The following is a 20014-nucleotide window of genomic DNA, read 5'->3' on the forward strand; positions in this document are numbered from 1 at the left end:
ACGCGGGGCGGCCCGCGTGCAGGCGCTTGGCTGAGCGGTGCAATGACCACCCAGCGCCACCTCGCAGCGATCCTGGCTTGCGACGTGGTCGGCTATTCGCGCCTGACGGAGCGCGACGAGCACAGCACGCTTCAGCGGCTGAAGATCTACCGCAAGGACCTCCTCGAACCGCTGGTCTCCGAGCACCAGGGTCGGATCGTCAAGCTCGCCGGCGACGGCATGCTGTGCGAGTTCGCGAGCGTCGTCAACGCGGTGACCTCAGCGATGGCGATCCAGCAGGCTTTGACAGAACACGAGGCGGAGACGCCCGAGGAAGAGCGGATTCGCTTCCGCATCGGCGTCAATCTCGGCGACGTGGTCTGCGAGGAGGACGGCGACCTCTACGGCGACGGGGTCAACATCGCCGCCCGCCTCGAAAGCATCGCCGATCCCGGCACCGTGGTCGTCTCGGGCACCGCCTACGACCACCTTCAGGGCAAGCTCGACTGCGGCTTCACGCCGCTCGGCAACCTGCGCCTCAAGAACATCGAGCGGCCTGTGCGCGCCTACCGCGTCGAGATCGACGCCAGCGCCTTGGTGGCTGCACCGCCTCCCCTGCCCGAGAAACCCTCGATCGCGGTTCTGCCTTTCACCAACATGAGCGGCGACCCCGACCAGGAATACTTCGCTGACGGGCTGGTGGAGGACATCATCACGGGATTGAGCCGGGTGAACTCCTTCTTCGTGATCGCCCGCAACTCGTCCTTCACCTACAAGGGCCGGGCGGTAGACCTGCGCCAGGTCGGGCGCGAGCTGGGCGTCCGCTACGTGCTAGAAGGCAGCATCCGCAGAGCAGGATCGCGGGTGCGCATCAGTGGGCAGTTGGTGGACGCGATCAGCGGACACCATGTCTGGGCCGACCGCTTCGAGGGCGACGTGAGCGACATCTTCGACCTGCAGGACAAAGTGACCGAGAGCGTCGTCGGCGCTGTCGAACCGAGCATCCGGCTGCAGGAGATCAAGCAGGCGCGCATGAAGCCGACCGAGTACATCAGTGCCTACGACCTCTACCTTCGCGCGCTGCCGCGCTTCTACAGCATGACGCGGGAAGGCTTTGCCGACGTGCGCCGGCTCACCAACGAGGCGCTCAGCATCGACCCTGGCTTCACCTTGGCGAAGGCACTCGGCGCCTATATCCGCAGCCTATCCGTGAGCCAGTGCTGGCACGAGCCCGACGATATCCGAGTCGCCGCGCGCATGGCGCGCGAGGTACTGGCGGAAGCGCGCGACGACCCCACGAGCCTACGCTTCGCCGCGCAGGTGCTCGCCTACAGCGCGAGGGACTACGAGATGGCGCTGGGCACGATCGAACGATCCCTGCTGCTCAACCCCAATTCGGCGCAGGGCCATACGGGCAGCGGCTGGGTGAACGCACATTCCAGCCGCCCGCTCGTTGCGATCGAGCACTTTCACAGGGCAATGCGGCTGAGCCCGGTCGACCCCGAGAAGGGCATCGCGCTCTCCGGCATCGGGATGAGCTACCTGATGCTCGAGCGCTACGAGGAAGCGCTGGCATGGGGAGAACGCGCGCTGCACGAGATGCCGAACTACGGCTCCTCGCACCGAGTGGTGATCATGGCGCTGGTCAAACTCAACCGGCTGGACAAGGCGCAGGCGGCGACGCGGCGGCTGATGGAGGCGTTCCCGACCTACACGCTCACCCTGCAGAGACAGATCAACCCGTGGCTGGACAAGGTATTCGCCGAGCGTTACGTCGAGGCGCTTGGCATCTCCGGCGTGCCGGAGTGATCGTCGCGGTTGGGCCAGATCGCCCTTTGCAATCTGGCCCGGGAGATCCAGGCCACCAGGTTTCGAGGCGACTCCTGATCCTTCCGGCACTCAACGCACCCGCAGTCGCGGCAGGTCGGCGCGTGTCGCCACTCGACGAGGGCAATCTCAATCGGCTGTTCCCAGGCGATGCGACCGGATCCCCGACCGAAATGATCGCCCACTATGCGTGCGACATCTTGCTTCCGATGGCAGATCTTGTCGTCGATCTGCACTCCGGCGGCCGCTCGCTTCACTACGTGGCCAGCGCACTGGTGCGTCCTGGGCGGACCTGCGAGGAGCATGAAAGATTGCTGAGGCTCCTGCGGCTGTTCGGAGCGCCAATAAGCTTCGTCAGCGACGGAACGGGTGGCGGCGGCCTCACAACGCCGGCAGCGGCGGCGCAGGAATGTGGTGCGCTTGCGCTCACGACTGAACTTGGCGGTGGCGCAACCCTGTCCCTGGACGGGCTGTCGCTGGCCGAAACCGGGCTGAAGCGGGTGCTGAAAGACCAAGGAATTTTGCGCAATGCCGCCGTCGAGCCCGCTTCCCCAACCCGCCTCATGACAGTCGAGGGCCATTAGCGCTTTCGTCTATGCACGCGACCGAGGCGTTTTCGAACCGGCCGCGGACGTGGGGCAAGAGGTCGTGAGCGGCCAGCTGGCAGGGCGTATCCATTTTCCGGACTTGCCGACACGCGAACCTGAAACGCTACACTTTGAATCATCCGGTCTGGTTGCCTGCCGCAGGGTTCCCTCACTCGCCGATCGCGGAGACTGCCTGTTCAAGCTGATGACCGATCTCGACGTCGGCGCAGATCGCGCTTTGCATGCCTAGATCGGTTTCGAGGCTCAACCCACGTGTGAGGGGCCTGCGCTGCATTCGTTGCCGAGCGCTCCTTCCGATCGGAGACTATTTCGAAGGTTGCCCGACCTGCCTCAGCCAAGATATGCCAGCGAGCCTCGCCGTCGAATACGAGGAATTCCCCAGATCCTTGGACCGTGCCGGCGACTGGCAGGTTTATCCCGAGCACCCGACCCTCGGCGAGGGCAACACCCCCGTTGTGAGGCTGGAAGGCCTGGCGACAGAGATCGGCATCCGCGCGCTTTCTCTCAAGAATGAGGGCGCCAACCCGACTGGATCACACAAGGACCGCATGAGCCGGTTCGTCGTGCAACGCGCTTTGGAGATTGGCGCTTCGACTGTTGCCCGGCCTCAAGCGGCAATGCAGGCGTTTCGCTGGCCGCCTATGCGGCTCATGTCGGGCTCGCCTGCGTGATCGTGACCACGCCTGACATGAACCCGAATTGGCGGCGTGCGATCGAGATGCACGGGGCGACCCTGCTTGCCACAAAAACGCCCGAACGCCGCTGGCAGGTGCTCGCGGACCGTGTCCGGGCCGGGGACTGGTATCCCGCCACGAATTACGTCGTTCCGCCGGTGGGCAGCAATCCTTTCGGAGTGGATGGTTACAGGTCGCTTGCCATCGAACTGTTTCAACTGCCGGGCACCAGGGAATGTACCGATATCGTGGTTCCGACATCGAGAGCTGATCTGCTGTGGGGAATCGCTCGCGGCTTTTGCGATTTGCATACGGCAGGGCTGATCGAAGAGCGACCCCGCATTCATGCCGTCGAGCCGTTCGGCCGAATATCGGAAGTGCTTGCCGGAGCGGATTATCGCGCCAGTTTCGCAGGTCGCTCGGCCATGACCTCAATCGGCGACCGTCACCTACCAGGCACTAGATGCGATCTCATCGTGCAAGGGATCGGTGGTGGTCGTCGAGGACGCTGCAGCACGCTATGATCAGAGCCGGCTGGCGCGCTGCGGGTTTTATCTCGAACTGTCGAGTGCGGCGGCTTTGACTGGGCTGCGAAAACTGGTCTCAGAAAGTGTGATTGTCCCGGATGCCGCCGTGGTGCTTGTCGGCACCTCCAGCGGCTTTTCCGAATTCCAGAGCTTCTCGCATCTTATTGCTGGAATTGCCTAGCGTCGCTGCCTGTCTTTGAGGCCTCTCCGGTGCCTCTGGACCCAATCTGATCCTGAGCGGCATCGCGCCGTCGTTGTGGGTGTGCCCGCGCCTTCGGCCTAATGCTTCGCGCACCCACTTATTGTGACACCATTTAGTCAGGAGACGCCGAGCGGACGTGTCTTTGAACATTGGCGACGCATCTTGTCCTGGCAATGCACGAGTTTGTTGCCTGCTCGCACAAAGTGCTCGAAACCGGTAAGGTCCTCGGTTAGAAGAGCTGGCAGGATGCCCCTTATGAAAAACCCGACGATGGACGATACCGACGATGGCCGCCCGAATGGCGGACGCAGCGCTCTGTTCACGCCCCCCGGCGATGCGTCCGGCGCGGAGCGGGTTTCGCGCCGGCGCAAGGCGCTGCTGTCGTCCTCGATGGTCGGCTCGACCAATCGCGGCCGTGTGCTGCAGGCCCTGTTCGATCTTGGGCCGACGAGCAGGGCTGAACTGGCCCGCCTGGCCGGGGTCAACCGCACCACCATTTCCGGAATCGTGCAGCCGCTGATCGACGATCAGGTGCTGGTCGAGAGCGACCCGGTTCCTCCCAGTCCGGGCGGCGGCAAGCCGGCCCGGCCGCTGTGGTTCTCGCCCAATGCCCGTCCGATCTGCGGTGTGCTGCTGATGCCGGATGCCGTGCATGCCTGCGTGGCGACGCTCGACGGCAAGATCGAATCGGAACGCAAGATGGCCCTGCCGGACGGCAGGGGGCCGGTCCGGCCAATCATCGAGGCGATCGCCGAATGCGTCGGCGACACTCTCTCCAGGGCGCGGCGCATGCCTCTCGGGATCGGTGTTGGCGTCGGCGGCATGGTTGACACCGATCGCGGGTCGATCGTCGCTGTCAATCTCGCGCCGGCGCTCGACCGCTACCCGCTCGCCGACGATCTCGGGCGACGCTTCGGCCTGCCGGTCAAGCTCGACCATCATCCGCGCGCCTTGCTGGTCGGCGACCGCTGGTTCGGCGCCGGGCGCGGCGTCAGGCAATTCGCGGTCGTCTACACGGGCGAGGTGCTGGGCGGCGCACTCTATTTCGACGGGCACCTCTATCGTGGCACGGCAGGCGCAGGCGGCGAACTCGGACACACTTTCGTGCAGCTCGACGGCGAGCCCTGCCGCTGTGGCAGGCGCGGCTGCTGGGACACCATTGCCACCTTGAGCTGGCTCCGGCGCGAGGCCGCCCGCGCGGCTCTGCCCGAGCCAGACCTGATCGACTCGGCCCGCCTCGTCGACATGGCGGCGCGGCGGCTGCCGGGGGCGGCTGAGCTGCTCGACCGCTATGCCCGCAACATCGCCGTCGGCATCGCCAATCTGCAGCAGACGGTGGCGCCCAACATTTTCATCATGCATGGCGATGTCGTGCTCGGCGGCGATTGCCTGCTCGGCGCAATCGCGGAGCATGTCCGCGCCATGGTTCCGTCACGACCCGGCGGCGCGATCGAATTCATTGCCGGTGATGCAGGTGACCGGGCCGCCCTCCTAGGCGCAGCCGGTCTGGTGATTTCCGAGCTGCTGCAGCTTCCGATCTAGGTATTCCGACACCCAACTATCCAGCGAGCCCTGGATAGCTTTGGAACCAGGGCTGCATACGTTCGAACTGAGCCGCCATCGCCAGAACGGTTTCGTCGGCGTGCCGCCGCCCGATGATCTGTAGGCCGACCGGCAGGCCCTGCGCCGTCAGGCCGGCCGGAACCGAAATCGCCGGATGGCCGGTATAGTTGATCGGATAGGTCATGCACCAGCCGATCAGCGGATCGACCGCCTCGCCATTGATCGATGTCGGCCCGATCGTGTTGCCGTCGGGGGCATTCTTGACGGGCGGAACGGCCAGCGTCGGCGAGACGATCAGGTCATGGGTTTCGAATACATCCTCGAGGCCGTCATGGACGCCGGTGCGCAAAAGATCGTCGAGCGCATGGTCGACGGCGGACACCTTGTAGGCGCCCTCCAGCATGGCGAGGAACTGCGGGGTGAGCACCTCGGCGTGCTTGCCCATCAGGTCGATGCCCTCCTGTTTCCAGTACAGGGCGATGGCAGCATAGTGGATCGAGATCGTGCGCACCCAAAGCGCCGCCAGTTCCTTGTGATCGGCCCTGAAATCGAGCTCGACCTCATCAACCTCAATGCCATGTGCTCGCATGACATCGACGGCCCGGGCAACGACGGTGGCGACCCCGGCTTCGACCGGAAAATTGCCTAGTCGCGGGCTGTAGGCGACGCGCAGTTTCGGCGTCCGCCCGGCAACGGCGCCGACATAGTCAACGCCGTCATCCGGCAGGCAGAACGGGTCGCGGTTGTGAGGCCCGGCCATGATCTTGGTCATCAGCGCGGCGTCCGCAACGGTGCGGGTCAGCGGTCCGATATGGACCAGAGGATGTCCCCACAAGAAGGCGTCGGGGCGAGTCACCGAAGGAATGCGGCCGAAAGAGGGCTTGAAGCCGACGGTGCCGCTGAACGAGGCGGGGATGCGGACCGAACCGCCGCCGTCCGTGCCTTGCGCCAGGGCCGCCATGCCGTCGCCGACCGCTGCCGCACTGCCGCCGGACGAGCCGCCGGAATTGTAGCCGATCGCGAAGGGCGTGCTGGTCGGCCCGAAGCGCAGATTGTCGGTGATGCCTTTATGGCCGAACTCCGGCGTGTTGGTCTTGCCGAGCATGATGGCGCCTGCGTCGAGCAGGCGCTCGACCGCCACAGCACTTGTTTTGGGCACCCGGTCGTGCACCGCCCACGACCCCATCGAGGTCGGCACGCCGGCCATATCGTCGAGGTCCTTGATGCCGACGGGGACGCCATGTAGCGGTCCAAGCGGACCGCCTGCCATCACGGCCTTTTCGGCGGCCCGCGCAGCTTCCATCGCCTGGTCGCCGAGAACCAGCGTATAGGCGTTGACCACCGGGTTGCGCGCCTCGATGCGGCGCAGATAGGCCTCGGTCACTTCAACCGGCGACAGGTCGCGGCGCCGGATGCGCTGGGCCAGTTCCGTGGCCGGCAGGAAACAGATCTGGTGGTCTGCAGAAGTCATAAGCCGTTCCACCTTGTTGGGTGCTATTTGATGAACACTGGATTTGCCGCGCCGCCGGTGCCCTTGCTCACTTTGACCGGACTGGCGCAGTAGAAGCCTTCGTAGCGGCGGTCTGAGGCACAGTCGGCGGCCAGCAGGTCGAGCGATGCCATTTCGGTGAACGCCACGCCCAGATTGCGCATCAGCGCGGCGTGCAGCACCAGCATCAACCCGGTCTCGGGCTCGTAGGTTGTCTCGTTGGCCAGCGTGTCGGTAACCAGACAGGGGATCTGCATCTCGTCGAACCAGCGCACGAGGTCGAGGCTGAAGGTCAGTCCGGGTTCCCAATATCCATCGCCGACGCCCTGGCTTCCCGCCGCCAGTGCGCCGACCCAGCCGGTGCGAACGAGAAGGATGCTGCGCGGCAGGATATCGACCCCTTGGGCCCGGGCGCATTCCATGAGGTCGCGATGCGTGAACGTTTCAGCGCGCTCCAGGACCGGTTTGCCGCGGAACCGGGCGATGTCGAGCAGCACGCCGCGTCCGACGATCCCGCGCTCCGCGATCGGCATGATGCTGGCCTTGGTCATGCCGCCATTGGTACTGCTTGCCGCGAAGCCGTTCCAAAGCGTGTCGTCGAACCACATGTGTCCGAGCGCGTCGCAATGCGTGCCGGCCTGTGCGAAGCCGGTGACATAGTCGTCTGCGAATTCGAGGCCGCCGGCAAGCGGTTGCCAGTGGCCGTTCTCGAAGCCGGCCTTGTCGGCGACCATGAAATGCTTCGCCGGCCAGCGGCCGGGAAAGACGGCATCGCCCTCAGAGGTCCCGACCGGCACGCCGAGGGTGAAGGTGCGGCCGTCCCGCACCGACGCCAGGCCGCGCTTGACCTCGTCAGCGGTCAGATAGTTGAGCGCTCCGATCTCGTCGTCGGCACCCCAATGCCCCCAGCGGCTCGGCGCATTGCCCAGCAGCCGGCGCAGCGTCATCGTTTCAGTCGCGCTCATGCTTCCGCCTGCGCGGTCGCCGGCTGCCTGGCGCCGGTGATATAGGCGACGACGTCCTCCATGTTGGTGCCGGAACTTGCGAGATCGGCGACCTTGCGGCCCCTGCGCATCACTACCACGCGGTTGCACACCTGCCAGAGATGATCGAGATTGTGGGTGACCATGACGATCGTCAGCCCCTGGGCGCCGAGTCGTTTGATGAGGTCGAGCACCTCACGGGATTCGCGTACGCCGAGCGCCGCGGTGGGCTCGTCGAGCAGCAGCAGCTTGTGGCCCCAAAAGGCACCGCGCGCGATCGCCACCAATTGGCGCTGGCCGCCGGACATGCGATCCACCGGTTTGCTGCGCACCCCGGGAATATCGATGTGCAGTTCCTCGAGGCCGCGCATCGCGATGTCGCCCATCGATTTGCGGCGGATCCAGCGCAGCAGCGCCGGGCCGCGGCCAAGCGCAATCTCGCGGCCGAGAAAGAAGTTTTCGGCGGCAGTGAACGTGCCGATCAGCGACAGGTCCTGATAGACCGTCTCGATGCCGAGGCGTTGCGCTTCGGACGGCGGCGACAACTTTTGCGGCCGCCCTTCGAGGACCACGTCGCCGGAAGTCGGGTCATGCGCGCCGGCCAGGATTTTGATCAGCGTCGACTTGCCGGCACCATTGTCGCCAACGAGGCCGAGTATGTCGCCCCTGGCGATGTCCAGCGAAACGTCATCGAGTGCCTGGATGCCGCCGAAGCTGCGGCAGATCCGGCGCAGGCTGAGCAGCATCTTCTGCGCCATGGCCTATCCCCTCGCATAGCGGCGGCCAATACCGCCGAGCGCTACGGCGACGACGAGAAGGCAGCCGGTGAACAGGAACTGCGTGAAGATCGGCGCGCCGATCATGGCCAGCCCATTGTTGCCGACGGCGACCGTCAGCACGCCGATCAAGGTGCCGAGGATATGGAACTGACCCTCTCGCAGCGCCGCCGAGCCGAGGAAGGCGGCCGAGAACGACGTCAGCATGAAGCTGTCACCCGCCGTCACCTGGCCGGAGCCGAGATTGGAGGCCATCAGCACGCCACCGATAGCAGCACAGGTGCTGGCAATGGCGAAGGCAACGATGCGGCTGCGATCGACGGCGACGCCGGCGCGGCGCGCTGATTCCGGGCTGACGCCGATGGCCTTGATGTGTTGGCCCTGCACTGTGCGGTTGAGGATCACCCACAGCAGCGCAAGCACGACGGCCATGATGATGACGAGGTGCGGCACTCCGGCAATCCGGCCGATCGCGATATTCGTGAATTCGCGCGATTGGGTGAGCTGCAGCGGAATTCCGCCCGAATAGGCGTAGTTCAGCCCGACGACGATGGTGCCCGTGCCAAGCGTGGCAATGAAGGCGTTCACCCCGATCTTCGAAACGACAATGCCGTTGACAATGCCGATGACCGTTCCGAGGCCGACGACAAGGAAGATGGCGGGTAGGATCGGCAAGCCACTGCTGCTCAACAGCCCGACCACGAGCAGCCCGCAGAAACTCGCGACATAGCCGATACTGAGGTCGAAATCACCGGCGACGAGTGGCACGGTGAGGCCGGCCGCGACAATGGTGCCGATCGCCATGTCGTTTACGATATTGCGAAAATTGCCGATGGTTGCGAAGGTCCCCGGCTCCAGCACCGAGAAGATCCCCAGCATCGACGCCAGCACGATGATGGTGCCGTAGGTCCCAAGCAGGCGCATGAGCAACGCGCGCCGCTGTCGGGCATTGGGCGAGGCATAGCCGGTCTGCGTTGACGGCAGGACGCGGGGCGCCTCTGCCGGAGCGTGGGTTTCGGGCAGGGAATGATCAGCGGACATGGCGGCTCTCATGACAGCACTCCGGCCCGGCCAGGCAAGTCCGGCCCAGACCCACAATCAGGAGAGCTTACTGCGGATTGTCCTTGATGAACTTGTCGACGTTCTCTTTGGTGACGAGCGTATAGCCTGGCACGAAGGATTTGGGCTTCCACTGGTCGCCGGCTGCCAGGATGTCGGGAATCTGATCGACTAGCATTTTGCCTGCCGAAGTCAGATCGACACCGAGCGTGGCGGTCATCGTCCCGTCCTTGACAGCCTGGACAGCGGGTGCCGTGGCGTTGAACGAATAGACCTTCACGTCGCTGCGGCCGTTCTGCTTCAGGGCCGCGATCGCGCCCATAGCGTTGTCGTCATAGCAGTTAAAGATGGCGAACGGCCCCTTGGCGTTGGCATTGGCTGCAAGCCAGGCGCTGGTCGCGGCCTGCGAGGATTCGGCAGCACCCGGGATGCTGATCTCGTGCGAGGTCGCCTTGAGCCCCGGATTTGCCTTGACCGCCGCATCGAAGGCGTCGGCTCGTTCGCGGCACGGAATGCCGGGATGGTAGGTGAGGTCGAGTACAGTTCCGGACTTGCCGATGTCCTTCAGCATCAAGTCGATCAGCGGTTGCGCAGCACCGGTACTTGCAGATAGCGCGATCCCGTCTGCCATGCCGCCGCCGGCCGAAAGCACGGGGATCTTTGCGTCCGCCGCCGCCTGGAGCCCGGCCGCCAGGCCCGTCGAATCGAAGACCGTGACGATGATGGCGTCCACCTTCTTGGTTGCCAGCTGCTTGATGCTGGTGATCGCTTGCGAAGGATCGCCATTGGCATTGAGCGTTTCCACCGACCAGCCCTTGGACTTGGCTTCCTGGCTCATCGTGTCGACCATCTGGTTTGTGTCGACGTCGGATGTCGAGAAGGTGACGATGCCGATCGTCAGCTTGTCATTCGCGGCGAGGGCGGCCGACGTGAAGGATGCTGCGACGAGCGCTGCGGTCGAGAGTTTCTGAAAGCGGTTCACTGTGCGTATCCCCTGTTGACCGAGTGTTCCGGCTCACCTCCAGACCGCGCAGCAGCCAGCTTGGGCGCTATCTACAGGTCGTCACAGTCAGTCTGTTTGTTCGTGCGAGCCACGTACTAACTATAGGCACAAGCTCTTATGCCGCGCAACGGCTAATTTCAACCGGCTTTGGTGACTTGAGGTTCAATCGCTGTGGGGCTCTTGGGGCAAGCGCGCAGCTAGGCCGCCTTCTTGATCTCCGCGACCTGAACGCCCAGTCGAAACGCCTGACTGTCTGCAAACGAACGCGCGTAGCTCTCAGATGTAAACGGGACCGTGGTGGTGGTGCCGTTGACCCTCACGCGAACCGACCACTCTTTGTCCCTAATGATTTCAACGGCATGTTGCTCATGCGCAGCCATGCATTCCTCCCAGAATCTTCCGTTGAGGATGGGAGGATAGCGTCGTAAAACTGGTTTGCATGCAAATAATCCGACACCGCGACGTCGAAATGTCGAACACGCACAGGCTTAAGTCGATGGCCTCGCCTTGAGCTGTTCGAGGTGTTCCTTGGCGAGGTTGAAAAGTGCGGTGGCAGTCTCTTCAGCCGTCCAGCCTTGCTCGATGCAAGAGGACACCAGAGCGGCGTATGCGCCTTCGAGGGCGACTGCGCAGTTCACGCTCCTGTCCGGGCTGTCCTGGGAGAGAAGGGGCGGTTCGATGTGTGCTGTTTGGGATATGCAGAATAATTGGTGGAGTGCCAGAAAGTTCCTCCGCACTCGCGCTTCGCACCACGGTGCCGCCCACAGCGTCTTGCCTAAGGGACTTTGCGGCGTAATTCGCTCGCGTTCGAATTGAGAGCGACCTCGGATTGAACGCGCGGATTACCAGGCGGACAAAAAAGCCCCGGCGCTGGGTCGTTGCGCCGGGGCTTTGGGCACGTACAAGCTACACCAACATGTCCGTTTATGAACGTGCGCTAATAAAGTGAAGAAACGGTGAACCACGCATAGGCCGAAGGGCGCACGCTCAAAGCTGGGGTGAAGCGCGGGTGAAGCGGCAATCAGTGATGACAAGTTGCGCACGCTGATTATTCCACCTAGCTTTCGACCGAACGAGGGGACGAGGATGCGCGCCGCCGACGATGATCTGTCCGTTCACTTCCGATTTGAGCGATATTACCACGTCGTCGACCTCGCCTTCGCCAACCGGGCATTCGGGCCGACTCCCGGAGCGGCGTCGAGAACGCGATCTTCGGCGTCTCTCGCCTGCGTGCGCGAAATCCCGTTCGACCTCCGCGGCGCCAATCGCCCGGTCCGGGCTGTCCCAAGCGCATCACCTCGTACATACGGCGTCTACTCAGTGGGATCGGCACAGTGGTTCACTACCTGCCGTCCAGGCAGGGACTGACGAGCCGCTTCGCTGCGGGTGAATCAAGTAACCGATACAATCCGCTGATTGATTAAATTCGTTGTCACGACGAGGCCAAGCGTTGCCTTCGATATCCGCTCTCCGTCCAACACGGAAGCAAGCGAACCTCAAATGCAGTCTGTCTCACAACACTGCGCTGGCTACATCCAAGTTCAATTCATCAGTCTCGTTGCAGAATTCGTTGTCAATAAGTCACTTGCGCCAGCAAGATAAATTGAGCCATTGCCGTTCATCTCGATCCGGTTGACCACAAAGATGCGAGGCTTATTGTCGGTCGACAATGCACCGCCACCTGTAAGAAAAAGCTTTTGTGACGGCAGATAGACTATACCGCCTAGATCTGTATCGCCACCGCCAATGAGCGTGGAGGTTCTCTCCACGCCTTGGGGTTTTTGAGCTAGCGCGATCCCCATCCACGGGCCGCTGGTCGGCGCCGTCAGGCGTAGCTTGGCGCCGGCCTGCATTGTGATGGTGGCCTGATCGTCGAGTAGAACGATGGTGGTACCTTCAGCTGCATCGAGAACCGCGCCGGAGGAGAGCGAAAGCCCTCCCGTCCTGATAACATACGTTCCCGCGGCAAGATTGACCACCGCTCCGACCGATAGAGTGAGCCCTCCGCAAAAAGTGCCGGGAATGAGATTTGCGGTGGTGTTTTTGATCACCAGGTTATTGTAGGTGCAGACATTGTCTGTTGGCCAGACCAGTCGGGAGATAATAGGATCTGCCAGCTCTTTCTGATTGAAAAGCGGTTGAGGGTTGAAGCCGGCAGACGGCCCGGAGGGGCCGACGACTGACGTCACCAATGTCCTGATGGACGATGAGCCATTCGTGGCTAGCGCAGACCCCGATCTTGAATTCACCTGCGCAACGCATTTCTGGCCATTTATCGATGAAGACCCCGAATTCGACCATGCGTTCGAGGCGGACCGATCTAACACGAGAAGACAGACTGGGTATCGCGGATAGGCAATCGCGGTTGCGCTTCGGCTAATTTCAAGTTTATCGACGCCAAGGATTGCCGAGAAGGCCAATTCCTGCGGTTGGTGCAATACAACCGTCACGATTGTGGGATTGGTTGATCCAACCGTCTGGTGGGCGTCACCACTATAGGGACTTCGCGTGGCCACAAAGGTGGGGCTGGCGAAAGTATCAACGTTCTCCTGACGCTGCTCCGACGTCATATCGCTGCTGTTCGCGCTTGCCACGGTGAACTGAAGGGCCGTGGCGTCGGCTCCCTCCTGCAACTGTTGGGCAGTTCGGCTCACGCGCGCAAAGTCTATCGCCACTCCGACGCCCAAAAGCACGACCGGCAAGACCAACGCAAACACCACGGCGAGGTTGCCGCGTTCTGAACGCCAAAATCGTTCGGTCACACGCATGGAAGCCCCCTTCATTTAGCTGGGACTAACCTAGAGGCAGCATATTGAGGGTCCGTTTCGCGAGCCGGCAAAGTTGTCTCGGTCGCAAATCAGCTTGCGGGGAGCAGCTGATTCACCTCTTCAAATTCACCACGATGACGCCGCCCAACGCCAGCGCCCCGCCGTCTGGCGCCGGTCTGGCGATCGTCAAGGCCGGCCAGCACGCATCATCGCGCGCGCGATGGCGAGCTGCGCCTCGACCTTGGCGTTTTCCTTTTGCGTCATGTTGTCGGCGGCGATCAGCCGCCTCAGCGCCCGCACGATCTCTCCGCGCGCCCAGCCGGCCTCGATCATGCAATCGACGATCGCCTGGAAACCGGGCTCCATAGCCTCCTGGCAATCGATCTCGCGGTCGGTATACTCGCCATGTCGTCTTGGCGGACTGATCATTTTCGAATTGCTCCTCAGAGATATGCTTCGCCGTCGGCGCGGTGTTCAAAACAGAAGCAATGCGAAGGCTGCTTCGGCTTGGCGAAGCCCCATCCTGCATCCTTGCCGCAGTCGGGATGCTCGCACCTATGATGCTGAACGCCCGGACGCGTGACGGGCTCTAGTGCGCCGGGAAGGCGGATCAGTTCGTCGCTCATCGGGATGCTTTCAAAGCAGCGAGCCTTGTGCAGGCGCCTGCAGCGGAACTTTGATCTGTGTGGCCGGCTTCTCGACGATGACGAGAGCGTCGTCGGGCGCCGTCCGCTGCAGCCGTTTTGCGTCCGACCATGGCGCTGCCAGCCAGGTCTCGGCTTCCTCTCGCCTGGTCAGGATCACTGGCATCGCCTTCTCGTGGATTGGCGCGATTAACGCGTTCGGCTTCGTGGTCATGAAGGCATAGAGCTCGTGATCCCCAGGGCCTTCCTTGACCTTGCGCACCCCTTGCCAGCGCGTCCACAGGCCCGCGAAGAAGAACAGCGGCCGGTCCTCGTTGAGGGCGAACCAGAAGTTCCGCTGAATGCCCGTCTCGGAGTCCTTGTCACCGGGCGTGGGGCTGGGCTCGGCAAAGCTCGTCACCGGGACGACGCAGCGATGCTCGATGCCGACATATTGCTGCCAGTGGCCATATTGAGGGTTGCGGATATTTGTCGTGCCGGAATCGGCATTGCCTTTGACGCGCTCCAGCGGCGTCGGCATTCCCCAGCGCAGCTTGGCAAGCTCGCGCGTCCCGTCCTGAGCATTGCGGACGACCGGGCCGAACTGGTTGGGATAGATGTCGATCGACGGCTCAAGGTTGCCCAGGAGATCGCGCAAGGCTCCGGTCCATTGGCGGATCGCCTCTTGACTGGTGGTGACGTTGTAGAGGTTGCACATGTCGTTGCCTTGGTTGCGCAGTGTCTGAGGAACGCTCAGCGGCCCGAGATCGAGAATTCTCTTGTATTCCCCTGTCCGGCGCCAGACCCCGTTTGGGTGGCCGTTTTCTCGATCGCGCTTGGGATCGAACATCATGCCTCCGAATGCTCAAGGAACATCTGTGCGGACGCCTGGTCGGCGAAGCGGTAGAGTCGCCAGTTCTCATGTTTATGATCCGGCCATATCGCCTGCACCTGCCTTACCATTCGGGCCAGCCCGCGCTCTCCGCAGAATTCGCGGATCAGCGCAAAGCTGTGTCCGGTACATAGGTCGTCGGGCAGCGCGATCTGATAAGGCCACTCCCGGTCGATCCTAGCCGGCGAGGGCCCTCGGCTGGGCATGCATCAGTGCGGTGCTGCGGGCTTCTTTTTGCTTTCCCTCAGATAGATATCGGTCTGTTCGCGCATCGCGTCTGAAAGCGATAATGCCAACTCCAAGCTTTCCGGGTAGATCGCTAGAATCCAAGTGGCCGTAAGTTCAGCGATCGCCTGTTTCTGACTGACATCAGATAGGCCGCGCATTTGCTTTGCCATTTTGATGACGGAGCGATGTATGGCAGGCCGTTCACGCCTCACCGTTGCGTAGATTTCGGGCTGCTCGGCCGCAGTGACAATGATCGATTTCATGGCATGTCTCCATTTTGCCTTTAGTGAACAAAAAGAGAACGAGAGAGTCAAGGACCTCTTGACCCGAGAGGAATATGTTCCTCATCTCTAGGGATGCCAGAACAACCCGAAAAATGGCCGAGAGGCGCGCCATGGACGTTGATGCATGCCCACAACGCGGGGCAGGTTGCCCGCCTTAGCTGTGGCCTCTGCAACATCAAGCGTTTCTATAAGCAGCTGGAATTGCGGGAGGTGATTGGCAACGTCACCATCGACCAAGTGCGGGCAAAGGTCCGTTGCGAAAAATGCGGCCGCAAGCAATCGATGCGAGCGGAGCTGTTCCACCCGTCGGGCAGGAATCCGTTTCCGACGCCTGGTCGAGATCAGATGGGAGCGGTGCGACTGAAAGCCCTACTCTCGGCCGGGCACGAACCTAACAAAGAGCATCGTCGGCTCTGCAGCGAGGCGGCGGTCATAGAACTGGCAAGCGAGGACCATTGGCTTGTCCGACTATCGTTGTGCCTTCAGCAGACGCTCGAGCGTTGAAAAGGCACTCATGTCGCGGTCAGGGCGTCAGGTCAAGATCCTTGGGGATCTTCTTGAGCTTCTCTTCGGAGATCGGTTTTTCGTTCTTTTTATTGACGGCCTGGTAAGCGGACCACCCAACACCCGCCGCCTTCACGGCATCGCGTTCGGCTCGAAGGGCGATTTGATGCGCGTGCAGATAATGAAGCCCGAGTTCGTCTAGGAGCGCCTTTTCAACGATCTCGTGCGTTAGCAGAAATGGGGCAAGCCGGACCTTGGCCGATTTCCAAATCCATAGTGCGAGGCATATGGCGATCGATATAAATCGTCCTGCCATCTTTGCTGTAGCCAGCAATGTAGGGGATATCGAAATCATGAACGATCTTCACCCGACGATGCAGCGCCCGCACAGCGTCACTCAGTACATCATCGTCCAAGTCTTCGGAAACGTGGCGGACTTCATCTTCAAGCTTCATTTTTTCCACACTGACACCAGCGGCGCTTTGCTCCCATAGACCGGATCCTTCCGTGGACGGCCAACTTGGGAATCGTTCGTAATGCCCGCTCATGTTCCTGGGCTGTCGTGCATTCGTCATAAGCGCCGGATGCGGGATAAGCGCCGACCACCAGGAAACCAGCAGGCTCGGAGAGACATTGGTGACCGGTGCCGGCCGGAAGAAGTGCCACGTCGCCGGCCTTCAAGGACAATGTACGGCCCCTGTTGCCCCCGAACCGAACCTTGCCGGTTCCGCGCGCAACCCCAAGCACTTCATTTTTGCGGGAATAAGAACGTAGTGGTAGATGCCGTCCCGCCAGCCGCTACTCCAGCCATTGGCCTCGAAAAGCTCTTCCAGCACGGCTGCGGAATCAAATTGTTCCACCGACCTTACGGCGCCACGATAGACGACAAACGGCCAGAAGGGGTGGTTCGGCACGAGGCCGTTATCCTTGAACCGAAATTCGAGTGGCTTCTTCACCTTCACAAATTCGGCGAGTTCTTGCTTTCTCGGTCGCGCGATACCCGTCGCCTGCTCGGTAGCTTTCTTCAGGCTCTCAAGAATGCCCACGGCGAATCCTTGCGCTGGATGAGACGTCAGACAGAGCAGGGAAAGCCTCCGCTCTGGTCTCAACAAATCTCAACCAGCGACACCGCACTTTGTTCCTTTTGCCGGCTGCGTGCGCCAGAAGGCATTCGCGTCCTCCCCGTTCTTGGATTCTAGGACCCGGGCGATACCTTCGACCAATTTCCGCCGCCGATGCAGCGGAAACGCGCTTATGTTTGAATCATCGATCACCTCACCCGGATCGCCCAGGCGCAAAGTACGGATGCGATAGTGACATTCCGCAGCCAGAACGGCCTTGTGCAGCTCTCGGAGCTGAAGAAGGTCGATGCTTAAGGCGTGGCCCTAGTATGCCTCGCGGTGATGCTCCCGCCCGGCGCCAGATAGTTGTGCATGTCAGTTGCAGCGACCGCTGCGTGGCCGAATGCTACGGCAAGCTGATTGATTTCGTTGACGACATCTCCGGCTGCATAAAGGCCGGTGACTGCGGTGCGCTGGCGCGAGTCCACGACGAGATTGCCCGCTTTGTCACAGCATGCACCAAGCTCGACCGCGAGCCCCGAGCGGATGGTCGAGCCCATCGCAGCGTAGATGGTGTCGAATCAGAGCGTTCCGCCGTCGATGAGCTCCACGACCGCCTCCCGGCCCGTCGCGCAAACGGCATTGGGTCTGCATACGCCGATCTCGATTCCGGCCCCTCTTGAGCTTGGTAAGCTTGTCCCGAGAGAGCTCGGATGGATCGGTAATCAGCAAAGTGAGATCCTGTGTGAAGGTGCGCATGAACAACGCCTTTTTCATTGCGTGTTCGACCGGTCCGATGACGGCCACCCGTTTGTCGATGGCTTCATAGCCGTCGCAGATAGGGCACAATCGCAAGACGCCAGCTTGGATCATGTCGGCAGCGCCAGGAAGATCCGGCAGGATGTCAACAGCGTCGGTTGCAATGAGCACCGAGCGGGCACGAATGGGGGATGAAGCGCCCGCCAAAAACCCAGCCTTCGTTTTGCGAATGGATAGGATCCTGTCGCGGACCAAGCTTGCGCCGTATCGAGCAGCCTGCAGTTCGAGGCGGTCAAGTAGGTCAGCGCCGGTGATGCTGTCTGGGAAGCATGGGCAGTTGCGCGTCAAGGAAATCCGCCTTGCACGGCTTTCATCTGCGTCGACAACAATTACTCGCCTTCGAAATCTTCCAAGGTAAGTCGCAGCCGCTAGGCCCGCTGGCCCGCCACCTACAATCATGCAGTCGAAGCTTCCTTCATGCCGGCTCGTGTCCCGGTCGATCATTCAGAAATCCTGAAATCACACGGCTTCATCGCGAGCGCACAGTCGAACGCCGTTGAAGGAAACGCTGAGCAGGCCATTTGGTTACATGGCATTGGTGAGGCCAAAGCCGCCAAGCTGGAAACTTGTCTCAGTTAAGGACGACCGCCGCTACTAGGATCGTAGGTAGTAGTGACAGCGGAACGGCTAGAAGACACCACATCTCCAAAATGTTGTTTTGCCGCGGGTCCATCGTCAGCTCACTTTTGTTTTTGTCATTGGGACACTAACCGTTGGTCGGAGGTAGCGTTTCCAGCGAGAACGCATCGAGCGCTGCCTGTGCTGGATATTGCCAACAACTTGGCAGATCGACATCGCAGACGAGGTAGCAAATTACAGCCGCAGTCCGGCGTAGGTTACAGAAGACCGCGTAAGCGTCTCGATCCCAAGCTACGATTTCCCGGATCTCGGACCGGGCTCGGCCGCCCGGCGATGCGGCCCCAAGCCGTTGGGCTGCCCATCTGCCCACCCGGCGCCTCTGCCACTCAGGGCGGCGGTGTGGGCCGAGTGCGCGTGCCTTTTGAAGAGCGAAATCCGAATCTCTCGGCCGCATCCATCGCACGTGTAATGGGAACGACCTGAAACCAGCTGCCTTTCCTGACAAGGGCGAACTGGCACTTCCGGCATATAGGCAAGTTTCAAAGCCCGATCGCTCTATTATCTCGTGGTCTGGCCAACAAAAGGAGACTCGCCCGGCCGGTGTGGTTGATGGGTGTAGCGAGACACCAAGCTGCACCATTGGGCTGCTCAAGTGCGCTTGCATCTCTCTACGCCGACAAGCGCAGCCTTTGTATCGCCGTAGTCTCAACCCGCTGAAGCTCGGCGGTGCTTTCTCAGCCGAGTGATCGCAGACTTGTCGACCGTGATCACCCCGCCGCAGTCAATCCGCACAGAGAGTTTGTTCGCTGCGCGATCGATGCGGGTGACGTCCCCAACAAGAACCACTCGGTCTCCGGCCCGGGCTTTGGGTGGCGGATCGATCGTATAAGGATGGTCGTAGGTTGGAATGCTCACTCTGGCGCGGCCGCTAGGGAGAATCGTGATGACGGTACATGCTATCGCCACCTCGTCGCCGACCTCAAATTCGCCAGGCGTGTTAACGTGCAGCATGGTCTTCCTCCCGATGCTTTCCTATTTGGTGCTTTGCTAAATTAATGCCTGGCCAACCGGGTTGGTTGCTTGCAATCCGCTTCGTATGGTTCCGCACAATTCCAAGCTGGAATATCGACTAGGCAGCCCTGTGTTAACGGAACGGCGGGCATCGCGGGCCGTTGCGGGCCGAGCTGTGGTCTTTAGTGTGCTTGCTGGGATCTGGAGGCTTGAGGCATCCGAGCACCCGGTAAGCGGACTGGTGCCCTTGCTATGCGGATGTCGTGTGCCTACGGCAGGTCAAGTTCCGTTTGCGTCGGGATGTTAAAGGCTAGTGACGCCATCATCGGGCAATGTTCAGCCAGCTCACATGTTGTTCGCAATCGCTGCACATGGAAGGTTCCGATCGGTTGACATTTCAACACCAGAGCAACCGGACAGACGCTGGAAGCGGCCCAAGCGTTGCCCTTCTTCGGGGCCAGCTTCGAGCTTTTTGGCGAGCTATCCTGAGCTCGGGCAGCGTTGGTTGCCACCAGCCTCGCTGCCGTTCCGTTAACCCGGCAGCACGCCGAGCGG

Annotated in this window: 27 protein-coding genes; 9 read left to right on the forward strand and 18 right to left on the reverse strand. The window is 61.8% G+C overall.

The annotated features are described in order from the left end of the window. The 7 genes from NKJ08_RS34270 to NKJ08_RS34300 form a co-directional block, all read left to right on the forward strand. Positions 1–1788, forward strand: a 1788-nt coding sequence (locus NKJ08_RS34270; protein ID WP_352785538.1) for an adenylate/guanylate cyclase domain-containing protein, incomplete at its 5' end; no start/stop codon positions are given. Further along, a complete protein-coding gene (locus NKJ08_RS34275) occupies positions 1785–2390 on the forward strand; it encodes a M14 family metallopeptidase (RefSeq protein ID WP_352785541.1) in 606 nt (201 codons plus the stop codon). The genes NKJ08_RS34270 and NKJ08_RS34275, both read left to right, overlap by 4 nt. A gap of 64 nt (positions 2391–2454) precedes the next feature. Further along, complete coding sequence (locus tag NKJ08_RS34280) at positions 2455–2643, forward strand: hypothetical protein (RefSeq protein ID WP_502906375.1); 189 nt, start codon at positions 2455–2457, stop codon at positions 2641–2643. A 112-nt stretch (positions 2644–2755) separates the two neighbouring features. Further along, positions 2756–3085: a pyridoxal-phosphate dependent enzyme gene (locus NKJ08_RS34285; protein WP_352785544.1), complete on the forward strand. Its 330-nt coding sequence runs from the start codon at positions 2756–2758 to the stop codon at positions 3083–3085. Next, positions 3046–3612, forward strand: coding sequence for a pyridoxal-phosphate dependent enzyme (locus NKJ08_RS34290; RefSeq protein ID WP_352785576.1), 567 nt, complete (start codon positions 3046–3048; stop codon positions 3610–3612). The genes NKJ08_RS34285 and NKJ08_RS34290 overlap by 40 nt, the downstream gene beginning before the upstream one ends. Then, a complete protein-coding gene (locus tag NKJ08_RS34295; protein ID WP_352785546.1) occupies positions 3581–3796 on the forward strand; it encodes a hypothetical protein in 216 nt (71 codons plus the stop codon). Before NKJ08_RS34290 ends, NKJ08_RS34295 begins: the two co-directional genes overlap by 32 nt. Positions 3797–4072: 276 nt before the next feature. Beyond that, complete coding sequence (locus NKJ08_RS34300) at positions 4073–5359, forward strand: ROK family protein (RefSeq protein WP_352785549.1); 1287 nt, start codon at positions 4073–4075, stop codon at positions 5357–5359. A 16-nt stretch (positions 5360–5375) separates the two neighbouring features. Here NKJ08_RS34300 and NKJ08_RS34305 read toward each other — a convergent pair whose 3' ends face one another. The 11 genes from NKJ08_RS34305 to NKJ08_RS34355 all read right to left on the reverse strand — a co-directional run bounded on the left by NKJ08_RS34305 (position 5376) and on the right by NKJ08_RS34355 (position 15464). Then, positions 5376–6851: an amidase gene (locus tag NKJ08_RS34305; protein WP_352785551.1), complete on the reverse strand. Its 1476-nt coding sequence runs from the start codon at positions 6849–6851 to the stop codon at positions 5376–5378. Positions 6852–6874: 23 nt separating this feature from the next. Next, positions 6875–7834 carry a cyclase family protein gene (locus NKJ08_RS34310; RefSeq protein ID WP_352529685.1) on the reverse strand — a complete coding sequence of 320 codons (960 nt, stop codon included), beginning with the start codon at positions 7832–7834 and terminating at the stop codon, positions 6875–6877. After that, on the reverse strand, positions 7831–8610 hold the full coding sequence (locus tag NKJ08_RS34315) for an ATP-binding cassette domain-containing protein (RefSeq protein WP_352529687.1): 780 nt from the start codon (positions 8608–8610) through the stop codon (positions 7831–7833). Before NKJ08_RS34315 ends, NKJ08_RS34310 begins: the two co-directional genes overlap by 4 nt. 3 nt (positions 8611–8613) lie before the next feature. Beyond that, complete coding sequence (locus NKJ08_RS34320; RefSeq protein WP_352450301.1) at positions 8614–9669, reverse strand: ABC transporter permease; 1056 nt, start codon at positions 9667–9669, stop codon at positions 8614–8616. Positions 9670–9736: 67 nt separating this feature from the next. Beyond that, a complete protein-coding gene (locus NKJ08_RS34325; protein ID WP_352529689.1) occupies positions 9737–10669 on the reverse strand; it encodes a sugar ABC transporter substrate-binding protein in 933 nt (310 codons plus the stop codon). A 218-nt stretch (positions 10670–10887) separates the two neighbouring features. Continuing rightward, entirely contained in the window at positions 10888–11070 is a 183-nt protein-coding gene (locus tag NKJ08_RS34330; protein ID WP_352785555.1) for a hypothetical protein, read from the reverse strand. A gap of 1161 nt (positions 11071–12231) precedes the next feature. Next, on the reverse strand, positions 12232–13458 hold the full coding sequence (locus tag NKJ08_RS34335; protein WP_352529693.1) for a pilus assembly protein TadG-related protein: 1227 nt from the start codon (positions 13456–13458) through the stop codon (positions 12232–12234). Positions 13459–13644: 186 nt separating this feature from the next. Further along, positions 13645–13887: a hypothetical protein gene (locus tag NKJ08_RS34340; RefSeq protein WP_352785557.1), complete on the reverse strand. Its 243-nt coding sequence runs from the start codon at positions 13885–13887 to the stop codon at positions 13645–13647. A gap of 14 nt (positions 13888–13901) precedes the next feature. Beyond that, complete coding sequence (locus NKJ08_RS34345) at positions 13902–14084, reverse strand: hypothetical protein (RefSeq protein ID WP_352529697.1); 183 nt, start codon at positions 14082–14084, stop codon at positions 13902–13904. A 10-nt stretch (positions 14085–14094) separates the two neighbouring features. Then, entirely contained in the window at positions 14095–14799 is a 705-nt protein-coding gene (locus NKJ08_RS34350) for an SOS response-associated peptidase (RefSeq protein ID WP_352785578.1), read from the reverse strand. Between the two features lie 383 nt (positions 14800–15182). Further along, on the reverse strand, positions 15183–15464 hold the full coding sequence (locus tag NKJ08_RS34355; protein WP_352529699.1) for a hypothetical protein: 282 nt from the start codon (positions 15462–15464) through the stop codon (positions 15183–15185). Positions 15465–15605: 141 nt separating this feature from the next. Between NKJ08_RS34355 and NKJ08_RS34360 the strand changes: the two genes are divergently transcribed. Next, positions 15606–15989: a hypothetical protein gene (locus NKJ08_RS34360; RefSeq protein ID WP_352529701.1), complete on the forward strand. Its 384-nt coding sequence runs from the start codon at positions 15606–15608 to the stop codon at positions 15987–15989. A gap of 19 nt (positions 15990–16008) precedes the next feature. Here the strand turns inward: NKJ08_RS34360 and NKJ08_RS34365 are convergent, their stop codons facing one another. Beyond that, entirely contained in the window at positions 16009–16344 is a 336-nt protein-coding gene (locus NKJ08_RS34365; RefSeq protein WP_352785560.1) for a hypothetical protein, read from the reverse strand. Between NKJ08_RS34365 and NKJ08_RS34370 the strand changes: the two genes are divergently transcribed. Next, positions 16343–16483: a hypothetical protein gene (locus tag NKJ08_RS34370; protein WP_352785562.1), complete on the forward strand. Its 141-nt coding sequence runs from the start codon at positions 16343–16345 to the stop codon at positions 16481–16483. The two genes, NKJ08_RS34365 and NKJ08_RS34370, sit on opposite strands and share 2 nt — an antisense overlap. Positions 16484–16666: 183 nt before the next feature. Here the strand turns inward: NKJ08_RS34370 and NKJ08_RS34375 are convergent, their stop codons facing one another. The 6 genes from NKJ08_RS34375 to NKJ08_RS34400 all read right to left on the reverse strand — a co-directional run. Next, a complete protein-coding gene (locus tag NKJ08_RS34375; RefSeq protein WP_352529705.1) occupies positions 16667–17035 on the reverse strand; it encodes a hypothetical protein in 369 nt (122 codons plus the stop codon). Between the two features lie 69 nt (positions 17036–17104). Continuing rightward, the gene (locus NKJ08_RS34380; RefSeq protein WP_352529707.1) at positions 17105–17263 is read right to left on the reverse strand and encodes a DUF6074 family protein; all 159 of its coding nucleotides are present in this window, start codon (positions 17261–17263) and stop codon (positions 17105–17107) included. A gap of 98 nt (positions 17264–17361) precedes the next feature. Then, a complete protein-coding gene (locus NKJ08_RS34385) occupies positions 17362–17610 on the reverse strand; it encodes an FAD-dependent oxidoreductase (RefSeq protein ID WP_352785566.1) in 249 nt (82 codons plus the stop codon). Beyond that, complete coding sequence (locus NKJ08_RS34390; RefSeq protein ID WP_352785568.1) at positions 17558–18313, reverse strand: NAD(P)/FAD-dependent oxidoreductase; 756 nt, start codon at positions 18311–18313, stop codon at positions 17558–17560. The genes NKJ08_RS34385 and NKJ08_RS34390 overlap by 53 nt, the downstream gene beginning before the upstream one ends. A gap of 840 nt (positions 18314–19153) precedes the next feature. After that, the gene (locus NKJ08_RS34395; RefSeq protein WP_352529711.1) at positions 19154–19459 is read right to left on the reverse strand and encodes a hypothetical protein; all 306 of its coding nucleotides are present in this window, start codon (positions 19457–19459) and stop codon (positions 19154–19156) included. Between the two features lie 269 nt (positions 19460–19728). Further along, the coding region (locus NKJ08_RS34400) for a hypothetical protein (RefSeq protein WP_352785571.1) at positions 19729–20014 on the reverse strand (286 nt) is incomplete at its 5' end.

The organism is Mesorhizobium sp. M0244 (assembly GCF_040321795.1).
In the GTDB taxonomy this organism is placed as follows: domain Bacteria; phylum Pseudomonadota; class Alphaproteobacteria; order Rhizobiales; family Rhizobiaceae; genus Mesorhizobium.